11 protein-coding genes are annotated in these 12,796 nt (G+C 42.3%); 1 reads left to right on the forward strand and 10 read right to left on the reverse strand.

All coding sequences use genetic code 11. The annotated features are described in order from the left end of the window. Positions 1-70: 70 nt before the first annotated feature. Positions 71-2,059 carry a methyl-accepting chemotaxis protein gene (locus tag L2735_RS11225; protein WP_248984796.1) on the reverse strand — a complete coding sequence of 663 codons (1,989 nt, stop codon included), beginning with the start codon at positions 2,057-2,059 and terminating at the stop codon, positions 71-73. Positions 2,060-2,437: 378 nt separating this feature from the next. On the opposite strand from L2735_RS11225, the gene hmpA reads away from it, so the two are divergent. Further along, positions 2,438-3,631 carry an NO-inducible flavohemoprotein gene (hmpA, locus tag L2735_RS11230; protein ID WP_248984797.1) on the forward strand — a complete coding sequence of 398 codons (1,194 nt, stop codon included), beginning with the start codon at positions 2,438-2,440 and terminating at the stop codon, positions 3,629-3,631. A gap of 265 nt (positions 3,632-3,896) precedes the next feature. Here the strand turns inward: hmpA and envZ are convergent, their stop codons facing one another. From envZ to L2735_RS11275, 9 genes are all read right to left on the reverse strand, one after another. Beyond that, positions 3,897-5,219, reverse strand: a complete 1,323-nt coding sequence (gene envZ, locus L2735_RS11235; protein ID WP_248984809.1) for a two-component system sensor histidine kinase EnvZ — start codon at positions 5,217-5,219, stop codon at positions 3,897-3,899. 24 nt (positions 5,220-5,243) lie between these two features. Beyond that, positions 5,244-5,969, reverse strand: a complete 726-nt coding sequence (ompR, locus tag L2735_RS11240) for an osmolarity response regulator transcription factor OmpR (protein ID WP_248984798.1) — start codon at positions 5,967-5,969, stop codon at positions 5,244-5,246. Positions 5,970-6,165: 196 nt separating this feature from the next. Further along, entirely contained in the window at positions 6,166-6,951 is a 786-nt protein-coding gene (locus L2735_RS11245) for a hypothetical protein (RefSeq protein WP_248984799.1), read from the reverse strand. Positions 6,952-7,118: 167 nt separating this feature from the next. After that, a complete protein-coding gene (gene greB, locus L2735_RS11250; RefSeq protein ID WP_248984800.1) occupies positions 7,119-7,598 on the reverse strand; it encodes a transcription elongation factor GreB in 480 nt (159 codons plus the stop codon). Between the two features lie 86 nt (positions 7,599-7,684). Beyond that, the gene (locus L2735_RS11255) at positions 7,685-8,176 is read right to left on the reverse strand and encodes a hypothetical protein (RefSeq protein WP_248984801.1); all 492 of its coding nucleotides are present in this window, start codon (positions 8,174-8,176) and stop codon (positions 7,685-7,687) included. A 77-nt stretch (positions 8,177-8,253) separates the two neighbouring features. Further along, a complete protein-coding gene (locus tag L2735_RS11260) occupies positions 8,254-8,871 on the reverse strand; it encodes a TorD/DmsD family molecular chaperone (RefSeq protein ID WP_248984802.1) in 618 nt (205 codons plus the stop codon). Positions 8,872-8,933: 62 nt separating this feature from the next. Continuing rightward, positions 8,934-9,563, reverse strand: a complete 630-nt coding sequence (locus tag L2735_RS11265; RefSeq protein WP_248984803.1) for a DMSO/selenate family reductase complex B subunit — start codon at positions 9,561-9,563, stop codon at positions 8,934-8,936. 10 nt (positions 9,564-9,573) lie between these two features. Then, the gene (locus L2735_RS11270; RefSeq protein WP_248984804.1) at positions 9,574-12,057 is read right to left on the reverse strand and encodes a DMSO/selenate family reductase complex A subunit; all 2,484 of its coding nucleotides are present in this window, start codon (positions 12,055-12,057) and stop codon (positions 9,574-9,576) included. A 45-nt stretch (positions 12,058-12,102) separates the two neighbouring features. Further along, on the reverse strand, positions 12,103-12,796 hold a 694-nt coding region (locus L2735_RS11275), incomplete at its 5' end, for an MtrB/PioB family decaheme-associated outer membrane protein (RefSeq protein ID WP_248984805.1).

Raw genomic sequence — 12,796 nt, forward strand, 5'->3', positions numbered from 1 at the left:
CTGGCTGGAATAACTCTTGAAAGGGCGACTTAAAAAAGTCGCTTTTTTTGTTTGAGTTTAATCGACTTACTTAATAAGCTCTTTTGTTTGCAGCTATAGATACAGCGGAATCAGTCTCTATACCTAAGCTTTGTTCAATTGAGTTAACTGATTCAGCCACTTCAGATGCGATTTGATGGCTTTGATCTGAGGCACTTTGAGCATGGTATTTTAAGCTATCCATGGCGGTACCAAAATCATCGAGATAGTTCACTTGTTGGTTTGCAAATTCTGATCCTTGCTTTGCTGTGCTGACCATTTCTAAAGCTTGTTCTTGCACCGTTTTAGCCACTTGGAGTAGGTTGGTTGCTCTATCTTGCTGGCTTTGGGTTGCTTCTCCAATTCCCTGAACACTGTCTGTTAAGGCTTTATTTGAGATGGTGAGCTGCTCCAGAATATTTAGGATATCTTTAAGCGAGCTTTGAGTGCGATGAGATAAATTACGCACCTCATCAGCGACAACGGCAAACCCTCGACCTTGTTCACCTGCACGCGCAGCTTCAATGGCGGCATTTAATGCTAGTAGATTCGTTTGCTCGGCAATATTACCAATTACATCAATTATTTGAGATACGTCCGTTACCGATGTCGATAGCTGACTCAAGGATTGATTACAATGGTTCACTGCTTTTTGAGAAGTGCCAGTTGCTTCTAAAACCGCTTCCGCTTGGCTTTGGCTTGCTTGCATATGTTCCATAGTGAGCGCAGCCTTTTGCTCAACTACAGATGACGTTTGTTTAACCTGATCTGCAAGCTCTCGTATTTGACTCGTTTGAGTCTGAGCGATATCGACCACTTCCTGAGTTTGCCCAGTACCATTGGATAACTGTTTAATACGATTTATCAGTAAGCTCAAAGATTGCGAAACTTTGGTGACTTGCTGTCGTTGCTGTTCATCCTCTTGCTCAAATCGATGCAGTAACTGGTTAAAATGGCCTGCAATCTGACCGGTTTCGCAGCGACTATTAACCTGTAATTGTTCACGATGATTTGATTCGCTTAGCTTCATGAAAGCCGCGTTGAGACGCTTAAGTGGGCTGACGACTCGACGTTGCTGTAACCATAAATAAGTCATCGCAAATAGGCCAATAACGATCACCATTGAATAAAGGATAGTTTGTAGCTGCTTTTTTAAGTCTTGGTCGTATTTAGCGTGCAGTGTCCCTAAGCGTAATAGTTGCTGCTCGACTTGATTGGTATCAGCTGTGAGCTGTGATTGGACGGCTAAGTTATCAGCGAGCATTTGATGGGTGTTAGCCACTTCTTTGTCGTAGCGTAGGCTTAAACTTAGCAATTCGCCACGATAACTCTCACCGACTTCAAATTGTTCTGGTTCATCTGCGCCCAAAGAAAATTCATCGACTTCTTCAATTTCGTATATACCGATTAAGGCTAAGTTTTTTAATTGTTTATGCCACTGATTAAGCTCGCCAATACTGTGCTGTAAGCTGGCTTCTAGTCGGGTGTCTTTGCCGATGAGATAACCATCAGTAAGTTGAGATAGCCTAAATACCAGTGGCGGTAATTCACGGCTTAAGTGTAAAAAACCTTGGGCTAGATCGGCATTGATAGCTAAGCCTTGTTCAGCGTAAGCGGCTAAACGCATATTGTTGTCGAGCATTTCAGATTCTGAGTGGGCTAATAGTTGTCTAGGGTTGCCAGCAAGTTTGCCTGCTGCGCGGTAGCGGTTGTCTAAGTTATCGACAAAGCCATTTAGGAATTGCAGCAGAGCATTAATATCATTCGTTGCAGAAGGTAAGTTGATTTGGCCAATACTTCCCGAAATGTCGATGAGTTGCTGTCTTGCTTGATTTAATGTGCCACTGTCGCCAGCTTGTAGGTATGCATTGATGTTAGGGCGGACTTCAAGCAAAAAGGCTTGCTGGATTTGTTGTAGTTCATTGGCTTGTAGTTCTAGTTGCTGACGTTTATCAGTGCTCCAAAGTACAGTGACAGCCAATAGGGCAGCGAGCAGCAACAATATTGCCGAAGCTGTTAAGGAAAGAGTGGAAATCTTCATTGAAATGTTAGCTTTTTGGAGATTAAGTGTTGGCGATTTTATGAATTAAATATGACAGTAAGATTACACTGTGTGTATCAACTTGCATCCGAATGCGCAACTAAATCCTTGTTTTATTTATGATTAAATTTAAAAGAGGCTAAGCTAGTTATACAGAGTTGGAGGGTTAACACCTTATACCTAATGAAAATAGAGTCATTACACTATCTCTTGTTAGATATCTGGCGTTAGTCGATTATGAACGAACTAATTTATAAGATTAATTGTTAAATGCAGCCTAGATAAAATGAAATTAATCTAAAATATATTGATCTAAATCAAATGCATGTTTATTATCTTTTTAAAACATGCATTTTAAATACACATTAGAGGTTGTTTATGTTAGACCAACATACTAAAGACGTTGTAAAGAGCACAATTCCATTACTAGAAGCGGCAGGCCCAGCGCTAACCACCCATTTCTATCAACGTATGTTCGAACATAACCCTGAGTTAAAAGATGTATTTAACTTGGCTCATCAACATACTGGCGGCCAACCTGTTGCCTTGTTTAATGCCGTTGCCGCTTACGCAAAAAACATTGATAACCTTGAGGCCCTTGGCGCTGCTGTTGAGCGTATTGCCCATAAACATACTGGTTTTTTAATTAAACCTGAGCAATATGCTATTGTTGGTGGTCACTTATTAGCGACATTAAAAGAGCTTGGCGGTGACGCCGTCACAGAAGAAGTACTTACCGCTTGGGGCAATGCTTATGGCTTCTTAGCGGATATCTTCATTAATCGTGAAGCGCAGCTTTATCAGCAAACGGCTGCTAAAGCGGGTGGCTGGGAAGGCACACGTCGTTTTGTGGTTAAAGCTAAGACTGCCGAGTCTTCAGTGATCACTTCGTTCTTATTAACGCCTGAAGATGGTGAGTCTGTGGTCGACTTTACGCCTGGGCAATACTTAAGTGTGTCGCTTGAGCATGAGCAATTAGAGTTTAAAGAAATTCGTCAGTATTCATTATCTGATGCACCTAATGGCAACACTTATCGCATTAGTGTTAAGCGTGAGTCAGAAGGCAAGGTGTCGAACTTGCTTCATGATCATTACCAAGTAGGGGATGTGATTGATGTTGTAGCGCCAGCCGGTGACTTCGTATTAGCGACGGCTGCAGAAACACCTGTAGTGCTATTATCAGCAGGTGTGGGGGTTACGCCAATGAAGAGCATGTTGAATCATTTATTATCGCAATCACATACAGCGAATATTACTTGGGTACATGCCTGTGAAGATGGCGCTCAACATGGCTTTAAACAAGCGATTAAAGCGAAGTCTGATGTTAATACTCATTTAGCAAGCTATGTATGGTATCGCGAACCTTTAGCCACAGATTTACCTGCTGAAGATTACGACTTTGAAGGCACTGTTGAATTGTCTAACATTGCTGAGCATATCGTGCCAAACGCACAATATTACTTCTGCGGCCCTATCGGCTTTATGAAGGCGATTAAGCAGCAATTACTAACGCTTAATGTGCCAGAGTCGCAAATAAACTATGAAGTGTTTGGCCCACATTCAGATCTATAATCTTGAATTAAGTGGATAACGACCATTAAAAAGCGACTCACTATATATGCTATAGCAGTCGCTTTTTTGTTGAGTAAAACAGCAGGCTAACTGTTTTCGATTGGCAGCCATACTTGCGCTTAATGTGGCTGAATCGCAAATAAACTTCGAAGTTTTTGGGCTTCATTCTGACCTATAATTTTGAATTAATTGGATAACGACCATTAAAAAAGCGACTCACTATATATGCTATAGCAGTCGCTTTTTTGTTGAGCAAAGCAGCTGGCTAACTGTTTTCGATTGGCAGCCATACTTGCGCTCGCAGTCCACCTTCTGGGCGATTACTCAGCTCAATTTTACCGTGGTGACGGTCTATAATTCGTTTCACAATGGCTAAGCCAAGGCCTGAGCCAACTGAGCCACGGGCGCTATCGCCTTGGGTGAAAGGTTGGAATAGCTCATCAATTTTAGCTTCATTAATACCAGGGCCATTATCTTCAACGATAAAGCTGACATATTGGGGCTTATGTTTTGAGCTGATTTTTATCCAGCCACCGCCATATCTAAAGCCGTTTTCAACCAAGTTACTCAATACCCGCTTAATGGCCACACTTTGGAAAGGCACTAAGGGGCATTCTTGTAAATCCAGTTCAATTTCACCGTCACGGTTGACTTCTTGTTGGCTAATTTCCTGAATTAAACGATTGATTTGATTAGGCTCGCGTACGCTTTCTTGGTCGTGACGAACATAGGCAATAAATTGCTTAATAATGTCATCCATATCTTCAATATCATTGATGATCCCTTCTTGAAGATACTTGTCTTCATCGACCATCATTTCAGATGCGAGACGAATACGAGTGAGCGGGGTGCGAAGATCGTGAGAAATACCCGCCATCAATAAAGCACGGTCTTGCTCAAGTTGCTTCATGCTGTGGGACATTTGGTTGAAAGCATGGGTTACTTCGACTATTTCAGAAGAGCCACTTAATGGTAAAGGTTTTGGAAACTCGCCCTTAGACACAGTAACTGCTGCACGCTGTAAACGTTTAAGAGGCCTGTTGAGCCTGCGAGCAAACCACCAACCGCCGGCAACACTTAATGCACCAATAACTAATAAATATAAGGTCAGTGGTGATAAGTCGTTTTCGTTTAACCCTGTAAGCGGAACTTTAATCCATAATGTGGGCGCTTGGGGTGGTCTGATCCATACTTGTAGCTGGGTGCCTTGAGAAAACCGTACTTCGGCTTCGCCGCCCAAATATTCAGACATTTGTTCAGACAAAAAACCATAGTAAGTGGCGCTATCAAGCCCAGCTGCAATGGCATCTTGTTGGTTGTAGATTTTCATTTCATCGTGGCGCACTTTAGCATTGAGTGCATCAACAATGGTGAGGTGTTCACGGCTAATTTCCACCCCATCAATGAACAGTAAATTAATTTGCCTGGCGATCAGTTGGTTAATTTGTTCATAGCTGGGTTTAATGAAATAAACCGTGACAGATAAGTAAGAAACCAGTTGGTTAATGACCAGCAAACTACCAATAAGCAGTACGGTTTGGCTGAAAGAATTGCGTGGCAGAAAACGCTGCCACCATTTCAGTTTGATTGCTTTGGACTGGCTGATAAGACGTTAACCTCGAGCTGTGCCATCAGGCACGAATACATAGCCTAAGCCCCATACCGTTTGGATATAACGAGGATTAGCGGCATCGACCTCAATCAAGCGGCGGAGACGAGACACTTGCACATCAATAGAACGTTCTAATGCCGAATAGTCGCGGCCTCGGGCAAGATTCATCAACTTGTCTCGAGATAATGGCTCTCTTGGATGAGAAACCAATACTTTTAATACTGCAAATTCACCTGAGGTGAGCGCAATACTTTTTTCTTCATGGAACATTTCACGAGTCGCAAGATTTAATGAGAAATCACCGAAACTGATGACTTCTTCTTGCTGAGCGGGTGCACCTGGTACTTCAGCTGTTTGACGACGCATAACCGCTTTAATCCGAGCTAATAATTCACGAGGATTAAAAGGTTTTGGTAAGTAGTCATCTGCGCCAAGTTCAAGGCCAATGATACGGTCAACTTCATCGCCTTTGGCGGTAAGCATGATAATTGGGATTGGGTTTTCTTGTTGACGTAAGCGACGACAAATCGATAAACCGTCTTCGCCTGGCAGCATTAAGTCTAATACCAATAAATGAAAGTTTTCGCGCTCTAATAAGCGATCCATTTGTTCAGCATTGGCTGCACTGCGCACTTGATAACCTTGCTCAAGTAAGTAGCGCTCCAATAATGATCTGAGTCGCATGTCATCATCGACAACGAGAATTTTAGATGTTTCCTGGCCCATGAAATATCCTTTTGTCTAAATTTCGGCGCTAAATACAGTTATTAAGCTAAATATAGCGACTTTAATAGAGTGCAAACAAGAGGTGTAACAGTAGTTTATGCTTTAACTGGGGTAATATGACGAACTTATTGAATTAAGTCTATGAAATTAATTGAATTTAATGATTTTGGTAGGATTATTAGAAATTGTAACTAAATCAGTTTTTTCGCATTAACTTTGAAAAAGTATCAATCACTCCATCTTCGTTGTTATCCAGCAGAAATATTAACTGGTCATTATGAAGTTTGACATTAAATGCTGCTGAGGCAATTTCTCCGTATCGGCTGAAACCGGTTTGGTTATTGTCATCAAATTGCGCTTGAAAATATACCTCATCTGATTCCGTTTGATGTTGGTATTGGCCCCACTCCATGCCAGTTAATTCATCGTCATATTCAAAATTAATTTGCAGTTGCACATATAAGCCATTATCGAGCATCAAGACCGCATACAAATCATCAAATTCTTGGCTGTACCAATATCCTTCAATATCCCGTGAGCGAAGCTGTTCATATTCGACGATATTATCGATAGAGCTATCACCCAAATTGTCCATATTTAGCTGTAACCGCGAGGCATCATTATTGAGGTATATATGGCTGCTGTTGAGCTCTGTGAGCAGGGTAATAAACCCTTTCGCAGGGTTGTTACTAAAAGTGGGGTTAAAGGCGATCGAAAGCGGCATATCAGTAAATTCAGTAGTTTGAGATAATGCAAAGGTGCCCCATTCTGCGAAGCTATTACTGGGGTTGTTTAAATCTAAACCAATTTGAAGATAGCTTCGATCGTCATTAATTTGCAGCAATTCGATATGACCTGCTTGCTGGTTTAACCAATTGCCAATGATGTATGCAGGCAGATGGCTATTGGGCATCGCCTTAACGCTTATCACAGTGAAAGCAGCTGCAATAACTAACGTTAACCAGAACAATCTACTGCACATAAAAGTTCCTTTTTTATGTTATCTACTCGGGGCAAGGTAAATAAAAGTCGGATCTCAAGTTTAGTAAAGAACGTTCATAGGGCAAGAAATTGTAGATTAAATCGCCATAAAGTTGACATTTTAGTCACTAATGTCATTTTTTAGTGCAGGTGAAAAGTTATTTATACCTATAAAGCAGTATAGGAAATCTTATTAATATACCAGTCTTGCGGGCCATTTGGTGTTGGAACGACTGCATCGTCGTCGACTTCTTTTTTCAGTAAGGCGCGCGCCATGGGTGAGTCGATAGAAATATAACCTTTAGCATCGCCATAAATCTCATCTGGACCGACGATGCGAAATTGTAAAATATCACCGGCATCGTTTTCGATTTCAACCCAAGCGCCAAAGAAGATTTTGCCTTCTTGCTCGGCGGCATATTCGACCACTTTTAGATTTTCGATACGCTTTCTTAGAAAGCGGACTCGGCCATCAATTTGACGTAATAAGCGTTTATTTTCTTTGTAGTCAGCATTTTCTGAGCGATCGCCAAGGCTCGCTGCCCAAGTCACTTTTTTGGTGATCTCAGGACGGTATTCTCGCCATAAATAGTTCAATTCAGTTTTTAGCTTGGTCATCCCTTCAGGGGTGATGAGATTGGTCTTCACTTAGGTTTCTACTCAATGCTGATAGTGGTGTGGAGCGTAAGAGAGAAATTACCTAAAACCAGTGCCGTTGTCGATGATTATGAAACTCAACTGCCCATATTTCGGGTTTGACTGCGGCGTTGGTGACGTAATTGAGCCAGTTGAGTCATAGCTGAAATGACTTTTTCACTTTGATTACACAGGACTGCTTGTCTCGCATCAGTACTCTGGGTTGTTTCTACTTGTTCGGTTGCTTGGTTTTCGGCTCTTTTCAGACACTGTTTGGCGTAATGTTCGGTAATTTGCAAGATCAGCGTTTCGGCTTGGCCTAGGTCATTACTGTTAATTTCTTTAACGAATAACAATAAAAAACAATCGAATAATGCGCTAAATACATCAGCATTATCAAATTCAGATTGGATACAAGCTTGGCGTTTAGATTCATCAATCAGCGCAGCAACCAAGTTGGCTGTGGTGGTAGCATTGGTTGCTCCAGCAAAAAGGCTGTTCACGTAGGTGTCTTGTTGCCAAAATGAGACTAATTGATGAGACCAATCAGCCTTATTCCATTGTTCGCCCATTGCATGTATGACTGACATAAAAACTCCTGCTAAAACACATTAATGAACCTGTAAATCTACTTACATATATTAAATGGAGGTATCACTTCAATATTTTACTTAGATGTGCCTGCATTCTTTTTAAACTCTACATTCCAAAAATCAATCAAATTGAGTGCCAAACTCGCTGTAGCTGAATAGTAACTTGTACAAGCTTTGTCTTTCACTGATTGCAGTAATGCCACTCCCCAATCATTAAAATGGTTTGATAGTATTATTTCTAATAATTCAGATTTTTCTTCTTCAGTATTTTCGCTGAGTAAAATGGCTGATATAGCAGAAAAAATTAACGCAAAATGATCTGTTGGCTCGTATGACTTAGGGGTGATCACTATTTCTGTCGTTAAGCAGAATTGTTCCCATTTCTTTGTTGATTCTCCGAATAGAAGAGCTTGTTGATCTGTATAGCAAGAACCCCAAGGGTAAACAAGTTTCTTGCCTGGTCCTATGAATAATTTATGAAAATCAGCACTGATTTCATCAGGAGTATCATTGTTCAGGCTCTGATTAATTGAAGCAATTAATTTTTCAGGGCTGCCTGAGAAGAGCGGCCATTCTTCAAGGGTTTCTGAAATGGTGTTGAGTTTGCTTTCAGACGGTGCAGTATAGAATATTTCAGATAAAATATTGAACATTGCACCTGATAGTTCAAGTAACTCATTTCTTGATGACATCTTATTATTCCTAAATAAAACTGTGGGAATACAGGGTATTCCCACATGGTATTTAAAACTCTTTACACTTCGTCTGGGTTTTGAAGTCGGCCATCAATACTGCCAGATGGTCGAGTCATATCACTCGTTCCAATGATTAAGTTGGGTGACGTAATATTGGCTGCTGGCAACGGCGCAACGCTCGCTTCCTCGCCATACTTCGCTCTTAACTCGTCAATATGACCGAAATCTAAAGCACGTTGGGTACAACCGGCAACACAAAGTGGTTGTTGACCATTTTCGACTCGTTCAAAACAGCCATCACACTTTACCATTACCTTTCTAACAGGGTCTAACTGCGGTGCATCATACGGACATGCTCTAGCACAACTGCCACAGCCAATGCATAAATCAGTCGCGACATGAACTAAACCATCTTCACGGCGTTTATGCATGGCACCAGTTGGACAAGCCTTGACACAAACAGGTTCGCTACAGTGGTTACAACCAATAGACATGTAGTAAGTAAATACGTTGCAATCTACAGTACCGTTTGCGCTTTTAGTGAAACTGCCACCGCCATATTCGTAAACTCGTCTTGGCTTGACGCCTACTTCAGCATCGAATTTATCTTTACATGCGATATGGCAGGCTTTGCAGCCATTACATTTACGGGTATCGAAATAGAAGCCGTATTGGGTTAATTCTGACATTGCTTAGCTCCTATGCTTTATAAATTTTGATGCGATTGGTGTGTTGTGGGTTCGCTTTCGCGATAGGACTTGGCCTATAAGCTGTTAGCGTATTAACGCAGCCGCCCACATCAATATCTCCTTCAGGCTCGAACCAAGCACCTTGTGGTATCGAAGCTACGCCAGGCATGATCCTGTCACTTACTCTTGCTTGAACTTTAAGGCGGCGGCTTGGATTTCCGTCTCGCGCAGGGCCTTCAACTATGACCCAGTCGCCATCACTGAAGCCTGAAGCATCGTCAGGATTTACCCAAATCGCATCGTGTACGGCTTCACGTAGCCATTGCACACTATGGTAAGAAGAGTGAACGCGACCCTTGGTATGATGACCAATTAACTGTAATGGATATTCATCACGTGTATTAGGATCTTCATAACCTTCCCAAGTCACGATATAAGCTGGAATTGGCGTAATGTGGTGGCCATTTGGCACTTCTGTTGGGTCTAGAACGTAGTCTGGTTTTTCCCAATTTTTGCTCATCAAGTCAACTTTGTTAGAGAACAGCTCAATCTTACCTGAAGGTGTTTCAAATTCATAACCTGGGGTATTGAGCTCGTCATAGAAAGCACAATCACTTACGCTTGATTCCGCGAATTTTTTTACAATACCTTTCTGCTGGAATTCTTTGTAAGTTGGCGGGAATTGAGGATCCATCCAAGAAACTGTTCCTTGATAATAGTCTTCAAGTGTTGCTTCTAAATCTGCGCGGCCTTGTGAGTATTCCGCGCCCACTCCCATTGCATCAGCTATATCGGCACAAACTTCATAAGCACAACGACTTTCGAACAGTGGCTCTACTGCCTTAGTAAGTGGTGTGATGACTGACATTGCGCCGGCTGAATAACATTGGTTGGCGATATCATCTGTTTCTAACCAAGTGGTATCAGGCAACAGGTAATCTGCAAATTTTGCCGATGCTGTCATGTGATTTTCACTGACTACAATTAATTCACATAAAGTATCATCTTCTAAAAGTTCAGCGGTACTAAAACAATCAGAATGCTGATTAATCAAGGTGTTGCTGGCAACATTAATAATCGCTTTGATATCAGCGTCTAACTTACCATCAACAGGATTAGTATCATCATGATCAGGTAGCTGGACTCCGTCTTTGAAAGCGGTCATTTCTTTGCCATTTCTAATAGCATCAGGCCATGAAAATACGGAAATTTTTGCTTTTTCAGCATTACTCGTCAGTGTTAGAACTGGTAACCCCAATGTATATAAAGCGAAAGCTGAATTAGACATGTGACTAGTGGTTGTGCCACGCTTACCGATAGCGCCAACTAGCATGCAGAGTGCTGCTACTGCCCAAGCATTATTTTCGCCGTTGGCCTGACGCTGAAGACCATAACCGCTTACAATGTAAGGTGCTTTAGCGGCAGCTAGCTGCTCGGCAATACTACGTATATTGCTGGCGGATACACCACAAATACTTTCTGCCCACTCTGGCGTTTTGGCTTGCGAGTCTAATTCACCCGTACCCAAAATATAAGCTTCATAGCTTCGCTCATAAGGTAATGCATCTAAGCCTTTTTCTGGCATTGCAGGTTCATCACGGAAACCATAAACCTTTTCAGATAAGAAGGTTTCGTCGATCAAGCCCTCAGTAATAAGGTGATGAGCAATACCAGCACAAAGTGCAGCATCTGTTCCAGGTCGACAAGCGTGATATTCGGTATCTTTACCTGCTACAGTGTCGCTGTAGCGACAATCAACAATCACCGATTTAATGTTATGTTTTTCTTTATAATGAGCGTACTCGTAGCCTTCGCCTGAACCTGACTGGCGAATTTCTAATGGGTTGTAGCCAAAGAATAAACAGAGGTCACTGTGCTGTAATTCACTGACTGTAGAGCGTGCGCCAGAGCCATAAACTAAGTCGAATATGCGACTAGATTGAGCAGAGCTATAAGTGCCGTAATAACCTAAATAGCCACCCATTACATTGAGCATATGCTTCCAAGAGTTAGCACCATTAATATCGTAGTAAGCGCCTGTGCCATACATATAGTAAACAGAGCGTGGGCCATAAGAGTCATAAATGCCCTTTAGTTGAGCACCAATTTCAGAAGTGGCCTGTTCCCAGCTAATACGTTCGAATTTACCTTCACCACGTTTGCCGATGCGTTTCATCGGGTACTGAATACGATCTGGGTTATAAACACGCTTTCGGTTTGAACGCCCACGGGCACAAGCACGGACTTGATGGTTACCAAATGAGTCATCGCCCTCATCGTCAGTTTCAATTCTGACAATTTTGCCATCAACAGAGAACACTTTTAGTGGGCAGTTTGAGCCACAGTTACTTAAACAAGCAGACCATGTCATTTTCTCTTCCACAGGCGGCTGTGGCGGTAATGGCTCAGCATCTTTTGAGCTGCTATTACAGCCCGTGACAGTCGCGGCGCAACCTAGTGCAGCACTCGCTTTTAAGAAACTTCTGCGTTCCATATTTATTCCTCTTACTAAAATATTTTTGCGTAATTAGGTAAACGACTACAGCACATAGCTGAAATTCAGCATGATTTGATGGGCGTTATAATTGTGATTAAGCTCGCCTAGGGTCACCATGCCTGGCACTTGGTCAGGGGTCATTTGAGCATCATCGGTGTCGTAATAGCGTTCGTAGCGGTAAGTCAGCTTTAATGCCATGTCATCATTTAAGGCATAGTTAGCGTAAAGGCTTGCGCTATGGTTATAGGAGAAGTAGTCGCCGTATGGGCTGGTGCCTTCAGCGGTCACATAGGTGTCACTGCTTGAATTACTGAATAGGTAATCAGCGCCTAAGGTCAGCTTGTCTTCCATTAAGCCGCCGTAGCTTAAGCCAGCGCCTAAGTTGATGAACTCGTCTTCAACGTCGGCGTACCAGTCAGGGCTGCTGTAGCTTTGGCTACCCGCTTGCGCTGAGTTAATCCATTGCTGGCCGGCAAAACCATAAGCCGAAACGTGTTTGGTCAGCTGCATATTCAGGTTGATGTCATAGCCGTAATCTTCTGACGCCGTTAAGCCAATAACCGTGTCATCGTAATCGTCTTTGGCATAACGACCGGTAAAGTCGACGCTTAACCAATTAAGCGGTGTGTGACTGACACGTAGCTCAACTTCATTACGTTCTCTGTCCGCTAAGTAGTACTTGCGCAGCAATGAGTTGTCTTCGCTAGACGTTAATTCAGTGGCTTGATATTCAGAG

Origin of the sequence: Shewanella olleyana (assembly GCF_023283825.1) — a bacterium.
Taxonomy (GTDB): domain Bacteria; phylum Pseudomonadota; class Gammaproteobacteria; order Enterobacterales; family Shewanellaceae; genus Shewanella; species Shewanella olleyana.